The sequence below is a fragment of the Amycolatopsis taiwanensis DSM 45107 genome, from assembly GCF_000519205.1.
GTDB classification, from domain to species: domain Bacteria; phylum Actinomycetota; class Actinomycetes; order Mycobacteriales; family Pseudonocardiaceae; genus Amycolatopsis_E; species Amycolatopsis_E taiwanensis.
Genome location: NZ_KI912602.1, coordinates 51,557 through 64,478 on the forward strand (window position 1 = coordinate 51,557; position 12,922 = coordinate 64,478).

Below are 12,922 nucleotides of genomic sequence, written 5' to 3' on the forward strand. Positions count from 1 at the left end.
CTCGCCGCCTGGCGCCCCCGTAACCGATCCGCTGACCTGCGCAAAGTTAGCGAGTTAGCCGAGTGATGCTCGACCCGAGCGCCCCGCCGATCTCGGCCAGGACCGGCTATTCCTCGTCGAGGTCGAGCGTCGCTAACTCCGCCAAACGTTCACGCACAGTGACAGGATCGATGGGCCAGCGATTACCAGTCGACGGCACCTTCACGCCGTACGCCCGATCCAGCCGCGCCACCAACTGCTTCCCGGTCAACGCCCGGTACTGGCGCGGCCACCGGGTCTTGAGCGCGCCGGCCACCTCGGCCGCCGGGATCGGATCGCCCTTGCCCAGCACCTCGGCCACGTCCTCGAGCAGGTCCCGCTTCTCGCCCTCCGCCCGCGGCGCGCTGGTGATGTTGCGCTGCTGGCGCAGCTCCATCGCCCGGTCGGTGACGCGATGTGCGTCCTCTTGCGGCACGTAGAAGGTCCTGAGCAGGCCCGGCTTGGCCATGAAACCCCTGGTCATGGCGGTGCCAACATCACCCGGGCCCTCGTCGGTCTTGGGCACCAGGCCCACTGCCGAGATGCCGGCCTTGTACGAACCGGTGCCCAGCACGGCGTCGTTACCCATTTGGTCGCCGATGGCGTAGCACGCCTTGTTGCTCGCGACCGTGATGATCTTGCGCGGTAGCGCGTCCTTCGACGGCTCCGGCGTCAGGAACATCAAGGTGATGGCGTACTTCCGGGCCGTGCTGATCAGCTTCGACGCGGCCTCGAGCGCGGTGGTGCTGTGCTTGCCCATGAACAGGTTCTGGCACTCGTCCACGACGACGATGCGGGGGCGCAGGCGCTCGTCCTTCTCGGCAAGTTCCCTGGTCACCGCCCTCTTGTCGTGTTCGCGCAGCGCCTGGCCGCGAACCGAGAGATCGTCGTACAGCTCGGCGAGGATGCCCATGCACACGTCGACCGTGTCGTCGCCGGGGCCGGCGGTCAGGGACCGCAACCGCGGCTCCATCGGCTCCCAGTCGGCGTTCTCTGCCATCACCACGACGTCGATATCGACCAGCGGGTCCAGCATCGCGCCCAGCACCAGCGTGATGGCCATCGTCGACTTGCCCGAACCCATCACGCCGCCCATGACGTAGTTCGCCTCGAACAGCCTGCCGCGCACCACGTCGCCCTTGATCGTGACGCCAACCGGCACACCCTCGAAGTAGTCGACGGTGACGTTGTCCAGGTCTTCCAGCAGCGGCCACGGGTCCACCGGACCAGACAGTGCACCAGGCTTCGCGACCCACAGGTCCAAAACCGCAGGTTGTGGCTCTGTCGGCCACACCTCGATCGGATAGCGCACCAGGTTGTGCGCCAGCGTCGTCTTACGCTTCACGATCTCTTCGACCGGGCAGGCCGGCGGCAGGGCGAGTTGGGTGCGCCAGCCCTTACCGTCAATGACCGGTGGCATCAGGAACTTGATCCGCCAGCCCTCCTTCAACGCCTGGTTGAAGCCCCGGATGTTGAGGTTCTTGAGCGCGTTGAGGATCGTGCCCTCGTCCGGCAGTTGGTCCATTACGTCGCCCTCACCTGCCTGCCGCGGCGCGGTCCACGATGGCGGCTCGGTGTGCTTGCGGCCCTGTTCGTGCAGGTAGATGAGGATGGCCGCAGTCGTCCCGGTGGCGAGGAAGATGCCGTAGGCGGTGAGGAACCATGCGGTCCAGCGGATCGCGTTGAGGACGCCGACGATCGGCCCGATCACTTCACGGGCGTTGCCGTCGGCGACCGCGAGGATCATCCCGATTCCGAGCAGTAGGCCGGTCACGGCTGCCAGGCCGATCGCGACGGCTTTGACCAGCTCTTTCGGCGACCGTACCCAGTCCATGACCCGGTCGTGGCGCCGCTGCTTCTCCGCCACGTCGGCTTCCTGCCAGTAGCGGAGGGCTTCCTGGTCGCCGGCGGCCTCGGCGGCACGCATCTGCCGCTCGTAGCGGTTCGCACCGTGCGCATCCCGCCACCGCTTGACGACCACGCCGACACCGGCCGCCGTATAGCAGGTGTGCCGAACCAGGGCGCGACCAGCGGTTTTCGTCCGGTCATGGGTGGCCACGGTGCGCGCCGCCCGGTACAGCACGATCGGGGTCTGCCTGTACCCCTCGTAGCGGATGGCCTGCTTGCGACGCTGGATCTCGTCCCAGTCCTCGTCCGAGACGAGTTCGGCCTGGACCACCTCGGTGTCCAGCGGGGTGGGGCTGGAGTCTGGGCGCCGCACCGGCAGGTGCCGAACCTCGGCGAGCGAGGTCTCCTGCTGCTCGTCCATCACTGCTCCTCTCCAGCGCTGGAGATCCGCTGGCGATCGGCCGTCACCAGCTTCGCCAGCGCGCTCGCCAGCCCGAGCACCACCACGGGCACGCAAGCCACGAGCATCGTGATCTGCCACGGCGCGCGGGTCATGCCGGCGGCCTCCATGAGGTGGTAGGCGACCTGTGCTCCAGCGCCGATCGCCAGGCTGGAGATCGCCGACCAGCGCGCGAACCGGACAGTTCGCTCCGAATACCGGTGCGCGCCGAGCCAGCACTGCAACGCGTACGCCGCATACGCCTCGACGCTCAATGGCAGGACGACAGCAGTGTTGATCCGCAGGTCATCGACGATGCCGGGCAACGGAGTGATCACCCCGAACCCGCACAGTTGCCCGAGCCCGACCCACCCGGACCACACGGCGACCGCCGCACCGGAGCCGATGACGAGCAACGGCCAGGGCAGGAAGGCGAGCCGGGCCCACCGCGACCGCCGAGGTACCGCAGACACGCGCTGGAGACCGGCTGGCGGCGTTGGATCTCCAGCGGGGTTGTCCTGGAGATCAGCCGTCTCCAGCGGTTCGCCAGCGGGTTCAAGCTCGGCCGGTTCGTCGCGGTCGACCGCGGGCATCTCCTCGGTGTCCGGACCGCCGTTCGGCTCGGCTGGAGACTCGCTGGTGTCGCCTGGAGATTCGTCCTTCGCCAACTCCGCCAGCGCCTTCTTCACGTAGTGGTCGCTGAGGCCGGTCAGCTCGGTGATCGTCGGCCGGCCGGGCCGCGGGCGACCTTCCCTCTCGGCGTCCTCGATCACCTGGCGTACACGCTCGATGATGGCGTCGAGTTCGACCATCGGGGCGCTCATCAGCTCTGCTCCTCGTTGTCTCCGCGGCGGGCGCGGTGTTCGTGCACGGCCCACAGCAGCGCGGCCACCCCCGAGCCGATCGCCCACCACGGCGACACGGTCGCGGCGAGCACGGCGGGCCCGGCGACGCCGGCCAGTTCGGCGCGGTGGTAGCGGACCCACCTGGCGGCGAGGTCGATGCGCGTGGGTGTGGGGCGGGTGGTGATCTGGCCGCCGCCGTGCTCCTGCACCTGTGCGGGGTCCGGTGTGGGGCGGGGCTCAGGGGTGGACACTTGTCCCCTCCTTCCGGGGCGGTGGTGTCGGGATTGGCATGAGGAGCCAGGTGGCGGCGGTGTCGACGCCGCGGGCGACGGCCTCCAGGCCGCGGACCGTCGCGGTGAGCGGGTCGCGGATGAGGCGGATCGCCACGATCACGAGCAACGCCGCGAGCATCACCACCAGCTGGGGCAGGCTGCGGGCCTGGAGGTCGTCGCGGGACATCAGGCTTCTCCGTCCTCGGCGGGCTGCGGGGTCTCGGCGAGGACCATGGCGAGGCTGGCGTATGCGACGCAGTCGCGGCGGTGAGCGCAGTAGCCGAGCCGCTTGTCGGTCGGCTTGAGCGGGCGACGGCAGCGCGGGTTGATGCACCGGCCCGGCTTGGGTTGGACGCTCGCGATGACCTTGGTCCCGAACGGGTTGCGCGACGGCGCGGCGGTCGCCTTCTGCTTCTTGGCCTTGTCGGTCGACTTGGCGGGTGTCTTGGAGAAGAAGCCCATCACGCCACCGCCTTTCGTGCTGCGCGGCGCCATGTGGCGACCTGGGCGGGTGTGGCGTCGATTCCGGGCCGGGTGTAGATGAGCCGGCCGAGCGCAACCAGTCCGGGCAACAGTTCGGTTTCGGACGGACTGGCGGGCGATGTTGTCGGCGGGGCAACAGTACGGTTTTGCATGGGTCGACTCCTTGCTAGTCGATCAAGGCCCTCGGTTGGTGTTCGCGCACCGCCGGGGGCCGCCTTCTTTACTTGGTGGTCAGCGGATCGGCACTCTGACCTTGCAGACGGTGCACCTGCCGTAGCCGGCGCGGTGCCATGTGGGATCCGGGTGCTTGCGAACGGTTCCCTTGTGGGTGCAGGTCATCGGGGAGGCCAGCGGCTGGCCAGGCCTGAGGCCGCGCTTGTCGTTGGTGGCTCCGGCCAGGAAGTGGAGGACGCCCACGTAGGCGTCGAGACGCGTCTCGTCCTCGGCCCTCTCGGCGTGGACCGCCAAGCCGCGGATGTGTCCTTCCAATTCGTCAAGCAGGGTCGCGTCGCTCAGCTGGAATCTGGTCACTTCTCCTCGCTTCCTGGTCAGGTGGTGGTCTGGAGGAATCCGGCGACGCCGCCGTCGAAGTGGCGGCCGATGCCCGCGATGACCTCGCGGTCGGTGAGCTCGCCAGCGTTGTCAATGTCGGCCCACTGGCAGTCGGCGATCCACGCCCGCATCTCGGCGATCTGCGCGGCGCTGACCTCGATGTTGTGGTGCTTCACTTCTCCTCGCTTCCTTGGGTCTTAGACAGCAACCAGTCGAGCCGCGTCACGGCGGGACCGCTCGATGCGGTAGCTGCGCTCCTGCTCGGCCTGCTCCTCGTCGCGGCGGGCCCGCATGGTCAGCTCTGCCAAGGCGCGAGTACCAGCGCCGAAGGCGCCGCTGTCGGCGATCTTCCACAGGAACTCGTCCCGGGTCCGGTTGAACAGCGGCTTGACCCGCACACCGTCCAGGACGGCCGGGTTGACCTGCACGTCGGAGACAACGGCACCGGACTCGGTGAGAAGGGTGACGAACGCAATGGCGCTGGTGGTCAGGCCCTGACGGATCGGGAAGCCGGTCACGGTCTCCTCGACGCCGCGGACCCAGCGGCTGCCGGTCACGGTGACGAAGGTGGTGGTCATCTGGTCCTCCCTGGCTGGAACCATTACTTGTACCCACAAATGTACCCCCGCGATTAAAAGATCACAAGTGGCATGTGGGCACGAATGTGGACCCGAATCGGGGTACACTCCACGCATGGCAGAGAACATGGAGCCCTTCAAGTTCCGCATCCGGCCCTCAATGCTGAGGAAGGCCCAGCGGATCGCAGAGAAGCGCGAAGACAACTTCTCCGAGGTGTTGAGGGACTTCGTGAAGGACTACATCCGCCGCTACGAGCACCTGCTGACCGATGAAGATGGAGACGTGTGACCGGATGACCGACAATCCGCAAGTCCTCTACCGCCTGTACGACCAGTTCCAGCAGCTGCTGTACGTCGGCATCACGATGGACCCGGTCACCCGGTTCCACGACCACAAAGCAAACAAGCCGTGGTGGACCCAGATCGCCAACATCTCGCTTGAGCACTTCGATCGCCGAGAGGATGTCGAGGAAGCTGAAGCACGGGCAATCCTCGAAGAGAATCCGCTCTACAACGTCGTCGGCCGACCCGCGATGGGACCCGTGAAACCAACCGTGAGCAGGGGAACAGCGCGGCAGACCTTCCGTGCAGACGAGGATCTGTGGGAGACGTTCGGCGCGTCTGTCGAAGCAGCAGGGGCGAAGGACAGGTCCGTGGTCCTGCGCGACTTCATGCGCTGGTACAACCGCGAACCCGGCGCGAGGCTCCCCAAGCGACCCTCGAACGTTGAGCGAGAGTCGCCCGCCGCCGGGACCGACGCGTAAACCGGCAGACACTACTTCTCCTCGCTTTCTGGGTTGGGTTTCGCCGCCGCGTCTCGGGCCGCGCGGCGGTCGGCCAGCTGGTGGTGGAAGCCCGCGCGCTTGATGCGGGACGGCACGGTCAGGGCGATCCCGGCGGCGAGGATGACGAGGCCGGTCGCAAAGTGGGCGGCGTCGCGTGCACGGGGCGGCGGGTTCACCGGGTCACCTCCTCGGCGACGGGCGCGACGATGGTGACGTACCGGCGGCCGACCGACGCGGATCCGCGGTTCGGGTAGAAGCGGGACACCTCGCGGATCTCGACGATGCTGGGCAGTTCGTGCAGCACGGCCTCGATCTCGGCCGGAGTGCCCTCGATGCGGATCTTCATTCGCGATCGTCCTCACGAACGGTGACGATGAACGTCCGGCCGCCGACGGTGAGCGTGAGCTCGCCGGTCCAAGTGCGCTCCACCTCGGCGGGCTGCTCACGCGCGCTTTCGATGAGAGCTTCGAGCCAATTCGCGACGTGATCCGGGTCGGGCGGCATCATCACCAGCGGCGAACTGGGAACCACGGCGACGCGCGGCGAGGAGAAGAGGACGTCCCGCAAGACGTCGGGGCTGCGTTCGGCCAGTGCGGCGAGGGCGGCCCGGACGATCTCAGCCTGCTCGGCGCTGCCGCAGTGGGCGAGCGGCTTGTAGGCGCCATGGGTCTCGATGGCGACGATGCGGCGGTCCTCGGCGAGGACGTTGACGGTGATGTTCAGGTCGTTCATCAGTTCTCCTTGCTGGTTATGGCGTCCGTGATGGCCACGGCGTCGAGTTCGGCGAGCCGCGCGGTCAGGTCTTCGAGGTGCTGCCGCTCGATCCGGTCGTCGATGAGCGCGACCTGCCGCGGGTTGGTGAACGGGATCGCGACGATGATGCGTGGGCCGTGCTCGGGCAGGAACCCGCACAGGTTCAGGCGCACACCCTTGTCGGAGGCGCGGCGGCGGCCCGCGGTCGCGTCGACGGCGTCCATGAAGTCGACCCACCTGCGGGCGGTCGCGCCCTGATGGCCGGAGTCGGCGAGGGTGATCTGGTGGGCGTCGATCTCGATCCGGAACTCGACCGAGGAGACCGGCCCGAGGTCGGAGGCGTCGAGGTAGGCGATCAGGTCCGCGTGCGGGTTCATCGTCACCAGTCCTCCCCGCAGTAGCAGCCGTCGCAGACGGTGCACACCCCGCAGCCACCGCAGCGGGAACGCTCCAGATGTCCGCAAGGCTGGAAACGACCGCTCTCGTCCACCTCATAGCGGCCCAGCGGGCACGGAATGGCGATCGACGCCTTGCAGTCCTCGGCGTTTCGGCAGCCCCGCGGGCAATCGCGACTGGGCTTGACAGAGGGCAGGGGTTTCGGGTCCGGCGGGCAGTACCACTCCTTCCCGTCGTGGTGGCCGAACATGCTGGACGGCTTGCCACAGTTGGCGCAGTGGTAGTGCGATCCGCTTATCCAGTCGTTGCATCGCTCGCACCACGTGTGAAGCGGGTTGGGGTGGCGGTCGCCTTCGCGCGGGGTCGACGTTTGCGCCTCGCTCATCGCGCACCGCCGGTGTGGTGGATGGTGACGAGGGGGTGGCTGGTGGACCAGTCGGTGTCGTACACCCAGCGGTGCGGGCCGCAGGCGATGGCGACCGCGGTGAAGATGGCGGCGACGGGGCCGATGGTCAGAAGGAAGAGAACCCGGCGCGGCGTGAAGGTCGCCGGGAAGCGCTTGGCCGCGCGGTCAGTTCCGAGCGAATCCGGCCCATTTATGGACCATCCGGGGTTTGCGGCTCGGGTTCGAGTGGTCGAGATGCCCTCTGACCTGCGGCGGTGTGCCCTCGGCAGGACTCGAACCTGCGACCTAGAGATTAGAAGGCTCTTGCTCTATCCAGCTGAGCTACGAGGGCCGGGCGTCGGCGGCCACTGCAGGCCACGAGCACGCCAGCAGTTTAGTCAACGCCAACCCTCGTATCGTCGAGCGTCAGCCAATCGTTTCAGCCTCGCCCGATGAAGGGCATCTTTGTCGCCGTAATAGTGATGAACTGCACGTTTGCTTCCAACGGGAGACCGGCCATGTACAGCACGGCGCTCGCCACGTGCGCCGCGTCGAAGGTGGGTTCGGGCACTTCACGACCGTCGGCCTGGCGGGCGCCACGGCTGATGCCCGCGGTCATCTCCGTCGCGGCGTTGCCGATATCGATTTGGCCACAAGCGATGTCGTAGGGCCGCCCGTCGAGGGAGATCGACTTCGTCAGGCCGGTGATGGCGTGCTTGGTCGCGGTGTAGGCCGCCCCGCCGGGGCGGGGGCTGTGCGCCGAGATCGAACCGTTGTTGATGATCCGCCCGCCCCGCGGCCGCTGCTCCTTCATCATCCGGACGGCCTGCTGCGCGCACAGGAAAGACCCGGTCAGGTTGGTGTCGACGGTTCGCCGCCACTCGTCGACCGGGATCTCACCGACGTCGCCGGCCGGCCCGAACATGCCGGCGTTGTTGACCAGCAGGTCCAGCCGGCCCCACTTCGCGCGTACGGCGTCGAACAGCGCCTCGACCTGGATGGCGTCCGCCACGTCGGTCGGGACCACCAGCGGGTCCGGATACCCCTGCGCCGACTCGCGCAGCGCGTCCTCGCGCCGGCCCGCCAGCGCTACCCGATAGCCGGCGTCCAGCAGGGCGCGGGAAATCTGGCGGCCCAGACCCGAGCCGGCTCCGGTCACCACGGCCACGCCGGCCATCACGCCTCCTCGAGATCACTCAACCGGTCGCCCCCGGGTGGAGGCTCCTCCGACCCGGGGAACCGATTTTCGAACAGCTCTGCCGGGGCGCCGCAGCGGGGCCGGCACCCGGTCAGAGGTTGATCATGTGACCGGCCAGGCCGTGAATGGCTTCCTTGACGGCTTCGCCGAGCGTGGGGTGCGCGTGCACGTTGCGTGCGACCTCGTGCACGGTCAGGTCCCACTGCTGGGCCAGGGTCAGCTCGGGCAGCAGTTCCGTGACGTCCGGGCCGATCAGGTGCGCGCCGAGCAACTCGCCGTACCGGGCATCGGAAATGATCTTGACGAAGCCGCCGGAGTCGGCGAGCCCGTGAGCCTTTCCGTTGGCCATGAACGGGAACTTCGCCGCCTTGACGTCGAAACCCTGCTCGCGGGCCTGCTCCTCGGTCCAGCCGAAACTGGCGATCTGCGGCTGGCAATAGGTCGCGCGCGGGATCATGCGGTAGTCCAGCTCCATGGTCTCCGCGCCGGCGATCGTCTCGGCCGCGACGATCCCCATCGACTCCGCAGCGTGCGCGAGCATGAGCTTGGCCGTCACGTCACCGATCGCGAAGATGTGGTCGACCGTGGTCCGGCCCCGGCCGTCGATCGCGATCGCCCCGCGCTCGGTCAACCCCACACCGGTGTTCTCCAGGCCGTAGCCCTCGACCCGGGGCTGGAACCCGATGGCCTGCAACACCTTGTCGGCCCGCAGGGTCTGCTTCGTGCCGTTCGAGACGACGGTGACCTCGACCTGGTCGCCGCGGTCGTCGATCGACTCCACCTTGGTCGAGGTGAGGACCTCGATGCCGAGCCGCTTGTAGCGCTTTGCCAGCTCCTTCGACACCTCGGCGTCCTCCAGCGGCACCATCCGGTCGAGGAACTCGACGATGGTCACCTGCACGCCGTAGTTGTGCAGCACGTAGGCGAACTCGACGCCGATCGCGCCCGCGCCGGCGATGATGATGCTGCCGGGCAGGTCCCGGTCGAGAATCTGCTCTTCGTAGGTCACCACGCGCTCGCTGAGCGTGGTGCCGGGCAGCAGCTTCGTCGTGGCACCGGCCGCGATGATGCAGTGGTCGAACGTCACCGTCTCGGTGCCGTTCTCACCGGTCACGCGCAGGGTATGCGGGTCGGTGAAGGTGCCGCGGCCGGTGAACTCCGTGATGTTGTTCTTCTTCATCAGGAAGTGCACGCCCTTGACCCGGCCATCGGCGACCGAGCGGCTGCGGTCGAAGGCGGCGCCGTAGTCGAAGCGGATCTCCGCGTCGGAGGAGATGCCGAACGTCTTGGCTTCCTTGGTGACCAGATACGCCAGTTCGGCGTTGCGCAACAACGCCTTCGACGGAATACAGCCGACGTTCAGGCACACCCCGCCCCAGTAGCGCTCCTCGATCACCGCCGTCTTCAACCCGAGCTGGGCCGCCCGGATCGCGGCGACATACCCGCCGGGCCCGGCGCCCAGCACCACAACGTCGAAATGTGCGCTCATGCTTGCACCCTATGCCTGAACGCAGGAGGCGGCGTGGGCACGTCGATGTGATGCCAGACCGGCCCGGTCAGACCCGTTCGAGGATCACCACCGGAATCTCGCGGTCGGTCTTGCGCTGATAGTTGTCGTAGTCCGGCCACACCTTGACCATCTTCGGCCACAACACGGCCCGCTCCTCGTCGTTCGCGGTGCGCGCCCTCGCGTCGAACCTGTCGGCCTTGACCTGGACCTTCACCTCGGGGTCGGCCATCAGGTTGCGGTACCAGCCCGGGTGCTCGGGTGCGCCGCCCTTGGAGGCCACCACGACGTACGCGCCTTCGTGCTCCTGGTAGATCAGCGGGAACTTGCGCTCCTCGCCGGTCTTCCGTCCCGTCGTGGTCAGGATGAGGCACGGGGCGCCGCGCTCCCAGTCGTGGCCCACCTCGCCGCCGGTCTCCTCGTAGCGCCGGACGTGTTCCTCGCCATACAGCACGAGGATCTCCTTCCTGTCTACGCAGTCGGTCCTCGCCACGGTCAACGTCGTGAGCCGAAACGGTATTTCGCCCGCTACTCCAGGGGCAATCCGAACCCGATGGTGTGGAGATGACCAGGCAAAACGCGCCAATCCACCTAGAATTTCCCTGACGGGGAGGAGCTCGGATGAACGGCAGGCCCCATGTGACGCTGGAAGACGTGGCCCAGATGGCCAGCGTCTCGCTGGCTACCGCATCCCGGGTGATCAACGGCACCACCCGGGTGCGGGAAGACCTCCGCGACCGGGTCCTCTCCGCGGCCGCGCACCTCGCTTACACCCCCAACGCGCATGCCCAGGCGCTGGCGGGCGCGTCGCATCGCACGGTCGGGGTGGTGTGCCACGACGTGAACGACCCGTACTTCGCCGCGGTCACGCACGGTGTGATGCGGGTGGCCGACGAGAACCGGATGCTGGTGATGCTGGCCAGCACCTTCCGGGACCCGGAGAAGGAGATCGCGTACGTGTCGATGCTGCGGGCCGAGCGCGCGTCGGCGATCTTGCTCGTCGGTTCCGCCTTCGAAGACCGCGCGTGGGAGCGGGCGATGGCCGCCGAGATCGAGCCGTATCGCCGTGGCGGCGGGAAGGTGGCCGTGGTCAGCAGGCACCGCAACCTCCGGGTGGACACCGTGCTGCCGGACAACCGGGCCGGCGCGCAAGCCCTCGCCGAGGCGTTGCTCCGCCTGGGACACCGGCGGTTCGCCGTGCTGGCCGGGCCGCGCTCGCTGACCACCGTGCTCGACCGGATCGACGGCTTCCGGGATGGACTGGCCACCGCCGGTGTCGAACTGTCCGAACGGGACATCTTCGAAGCATCGTCCACTCGGGACGGCGGGTATGCCGCGGCGAACGACCTCCTGGCCGCCAGGCACCGGGCCACCTGTGTGTTCGCGGTCACCGACATGATGGCGATCGGCGCGCTCACGGCGCTGCGCGAGGCGGGCCGGTCGGTGCCCGACGACGTGTCGCTCGCGGGGTTCGACGACCTCCCGGTGGTGCGCGACCTCTCGCCGTCGCTGAGCACGGTGGCGCTGCCGCTCGAACAACTGGGCGAGCAGGCCATGGAACTCGCCCTCACCGGCCGCGCCGGCCCAGGCGCCCGCAGTCGTAGCCGCCGCCTGGCGGCCGAGGTCGTCCTCCGCGGCTCCACCGCCCGGCGACGCCGCCGCTGACGGCCCCGCCGGGGTCACATCGCGCCCCGGCGAATGCGGAATGCAACGGTCACGGCAAATGGCTGACCTGTCGGTGAAGAACGGCCCGATTCGCCACTCGGCGTCCCCGAAGGGTTGTTCGAGGGATACTCCGGCTTGCTGACATCGACGGCCATTTGGGGGAATAGGCTCGCCCGAGCGCGCGCCCGCCGACGGACGATTGTTCTCCCGTTCGGAGGAATACACGAAGCGGCAAAACAGCCGCGTCACGCAACGTGACCCCGAGTTCCGGGTGCCAAAGATCGGCACAATCCCCGGGCACAGGGCGCTCAGCAGCGAAAATGAGACGCTTCAAGACCACACTTCGTTCCGGTCCCCGGCCCCGCCCCCGGCGCACTCGGATGCGTCCGAACGACTGACATTTGGTCAACCTGGTCGGAAAACGATACCTGTCCCGAGCGGTCGTGCCACGATGTCCGCCATGACCCCATCGGAACCCCGTTGGCGCAGGCTGGAACCGGATGCGCGCAAGGAGCAGATATTCACCTGCGCCACTCGCCTGTTCGGGGAAAGGCCCTACGCGGAGGTGTCCACTTCGGATATCGCGGCCGAGGCCGGAGTCGCACGCGGCCTGATAAACCACTATTTCGGCACAAAACGGGAGCTGTATCTCGCGGTCATCCGGCAGGCGGTGACCCTGCCCAACGTGGTCCCCGAGGTGTTTCCGGACGGACCACTGGAAGAGCGGGCCGCGACCGCGGTGTCCTGGTTCCTGGATCTGGTGGTCGACCACGGAAAAATGTGGATCACCGCGACCTCCGAGGGCATCGGCCGGGATCACGAGGTGGAGCAGATACTTTTCGACGCCGAGCGCAGATCGGCGGACCGGGTACTCGACGTGGTCGGCGTGCCCTCGGACAACAGGAATCGGGCCAAGCTGAACGCTGTCCTGCGAGCCTACGCCGGAATGATCAAGGCCGCCGGCCGGGAATGGTTGCTGCGCAACGCCCTCGACCGAGAGCAGGTGCACACCCTCCTGCACAGATCGCTGCTCGTGCTGCTCACCGACGTTTTCCCGGCGATGCTGGACGAACCACTCGAGCTGACCAGCCGCGCCTCGGCGTGACGCTCGGGCCGCCGAGGTAACGCATTGATGTAGTCCAATTTCAAATGGTCGGCCGCGCCCGGCGAGCCAAGATTCGTCCGGACTCGTACAAAT

Annotated in this window: 19 protein-coding genes and 1 tRNA gene; 4 read left to right on the forward strand and 16 right to left on the reverse strand. The window is 67.8% G+C overall.

The annotated features are described in order from the left end of the window. Positions 1-106 precede the first annotated feature (106 nt). The 8 genes from A3CU_RS49390 to A3CU_RS0141750 form a co-directional block, all read right to left on the reverse strand. The gene (locus tag A3CU_RS49390) at positions 107-2,287 is read right to left on the reverse strand and encodes a hypothetical protein (protein WP_052373136.1); all 2,181 of its coding nucleotides are present in this window, start codon (positions 2,285-2,287) and stop codon (positions 107-109) included. Beyond that, entirely contained in the window at positions 2,287-3,129 is an 843-nt protein-coding gene (locus A3CU_RS0141720) for a hypothetical protein (protein ID WP_052373138.1), read from the reverse strand. Before A3CU_RS0141720 ends, A3CU_RS49390 begins: the two co-directional genes overlap by 1 nt. After that, on the reverse strand, positions 3,129-3,401 hold the full coding sequence (locus A3CU_RS49395; RefSeq protein WP_043844353.1) for a hypothetical protein: 273 nt from the start codon (positions 3,399-3,401) through the stop codon (positions 3,129-3,131). Before A3CU_RS49395 ends, A3CU_RS0141720 begins: the two co-directional genes overlap by 1 nt. Further along, positions 3,388-3,609 carry a hypothetical protein gene (locus A3CU_RS0141730; RefSeq protein WP_027947235.1) on the reverse strand — a complete coding sequence of 74 codons (222 nt, stop codon included), beginning with the start codon at positions 3,607-3,609 and terminating at the stop codon, positions 3,388-3,390. The genes A3CU_RS49395 and A3CU_RS0141730 overlap by 14 nt, the downstream gene beginning before the upstream one ends. Next, positions 3,609-3,917 carry a hypothetical protein gene (locus tag A3CU_RS0141735; RefSeq protein ID WP_027947236.1) on the reverse strand — a complete coding sequence of 103 codons (309 nt, stop codon included), beginning with the start codon at positions 3,915-3,917 and terminating at the stop codon, positions 3,609-3,611. The genes A3CU_RS0141730 and A3CU_RS0141735 overlap by 1 nt, the downstream gene beginning before the upstream one ends. A gap of 219 nt (positions 3,918-4,136) precedes the next feature. Further along, on the reverse strand, positions 4,137-4,436 hold the full coding sequence (locus tag A3CU_RS0141740) for a hypothetical protein (protein ID WP_027947237.1): 300 nt from the start codon (positions 4,434-4,436) through the stop codon (positions 4,137-4,139). Between the two features lie 17 nt (positions 4,437-4,453). Beyond that, on the reverse strand, positions 4,454-4,633 hold the full coding sequence (locus A3CU_RS0141745) for a hypothetical protein (protein ID WP_027947238.1): 180 nt from the start codon (positions 4,631-4,633) through the stop codon (positions 4,454-4,456). 21 nt (positions 4,634-4,654) lie between these two features. Continuing rightward, positions 4,655-5,035 (reverse strand): hypothetical protein, encoded by a 381-nt coding sequence (locus A3CU_RS0141750; RefSeq protein ID WP_027947239.1) that lies wholly within the window; start codon positions 5,033-5,035, stop codon positions 4,655-4,657. A 115-nt stretch (positions 5,036-5,150) separates the two neighbouring features. Here A3CU_RS0141750 and A3CU_RS53330 point away from each other — a divergent pair, with 115 nt between their 5' ends. Both A3CU_RS53330 and A3CU_RS53335 read left to right on the forward strand, forming a co-directional pair. Next, complete coding sequence (locus tag A3CU_RS53330) at positions 5,151-5,324, forward strand: hypothetical protein (RefSeq protein ID WP_156960834.1); 174 nt, start codon at positions 5,151-5,153, stop codon at positions 5,322-5,324. 4 nt (positions 5,325-5,328) lie between these two features. Further along, entirely contained in the window at positions 5,329-5,799 is a 471-nt protein-coding gene (locus A3CU_RS53335) for a GIY-YIG nuclease family protein (protein ID WP_169739757.1), read from the forward strand. A gap of 11 nt (positions 5,800-5,810) precedes the next feature. Here A3CU_RS53335 and A3CU_RS0141770 read toward each other — a convergent pair whose 3' ends face one another. From A3CU_RS0141770 to A3CU_RS0141810, 8 genes are all read right to left on the reverse strand, one after another. After that, entirely contained in the window at positions 5,811-5,996 is a 186-nt protein-coding gene (locus A3CU_RS0141770) for a hypothetical protein (protein ID WP_027947240.1), read from the reverse strand. Then, positions 5,993-6,166, reverse strand: coding sequence for a hypothetical protein (locus A3CU_RS53340; protein ID WP_156960836.1), 174 nt, complete (start codon positions 6,164-6,166; stop codon positions 5,993-5,995). The genes A3CU_RS0141770 and A3CU_RS53340 overlap by 4 nt, the downstream gene beginning before the upstream one ends. After that, complete coding sequence (locus A3CU_RS0141780) at positions 6,163-6,552, reverse strand: hypothetical protein (protein WP_027947241.1); 390 nt, start codon at positions 6,550-6,552, stop codon at positions 6,163-6,165. Before A3CU_RS0141780 ends, A3CU_RS53340 begins: the two co-directional genes overlap by 4 nt. After that, complete coding sequence (locus A3CU_RS0141785) at positions 6,552-6,956, reverse strand: hypothetical protein (RefSeq protein WP_156960837.1); 405 nt, start codon at positions 6,954-6,956, stop codon at positions 6,552-6,554. Before A3CU_RS0141785 ends, A3CU_RS0141780 begins: the two co-directional genes overlap by 1 nt. A 676-nt stretch (positions 6,957-7,632) precedes the next feature. Beyond that, positions 7,633-7,706, reverse strand: a tRNA-Arg gene (locus A3CU_RS0141795). 87 nt (positions 7,707-7,793) lie between these two features. Beyond that, on the reverse strand, positions 7,794-8,531 hold the full coding sequence (locus tag A3CU_RS0141800; protein ID WP_027947243.1) for an SDR family oxidoreductase: 738 nt from the start codon (positions 8,529-8,531) through the stop codon (positions 7,794-7,796). A 112-nt stretch (positions 8,532-8,643) separates the two neighbouring features. Further along, a complete protein-coding gene (gene lpdA, locus A3CU_RS0141805) occupies positions 8,644-10,041 on the reverse strand; it encodes a dihydrolipoyl dehydrogenase (RefSeq protein WP_027947244.1) in 1,398 nt (465 codons plus the stop codon). A gap of 67 nt (positions 10,042-10,108) precedes the next feature. Then, a complete protein-coding gene (locus tag A3CU_RS0141810; RefSeq protein ID WP_027947245.1) occupies positions 10,109-10,513 on the reverse strand; it encodes a nitroreductase family deazaflavin-dependent oxidoreductase in 405 nt (134 codons plus the stop codon). A 167-nt stretch (positions 10,514-10,680) separates the two neighbouring features. On the opposite strand from A3CU_RS0141810, the gene A3CU_RS0141815 reads away from it, so the two are divergent. Next, positions 10,681-11,724, forward strand: coding sequence for a LacI family DNA-binding transcriptional regulator (locus A3CU_RS0141815; protein ID WP_027947246.1), 1,044 nt, complete (start codon positions 10,681-10,683; stop codon positions 11,722-11,724). Between the two features lie 460 nt (positions 11,725-12,184). Beyond that, positions 12,185-12,829 carry a TetR/AcrR family transcriptional regulator gene (locus tag A3CU_RS0141820; protein WP_043844356.1) on the forward strand — a complete coding sequence of 215 codons (645 nt, stop codon included), beginning with the start codon at positions 12,185-12,187 and terminating at the stop codon, positions 12,827-12,829. Positions 12,830-12,922: the final 93 nt, after the last annotated feature.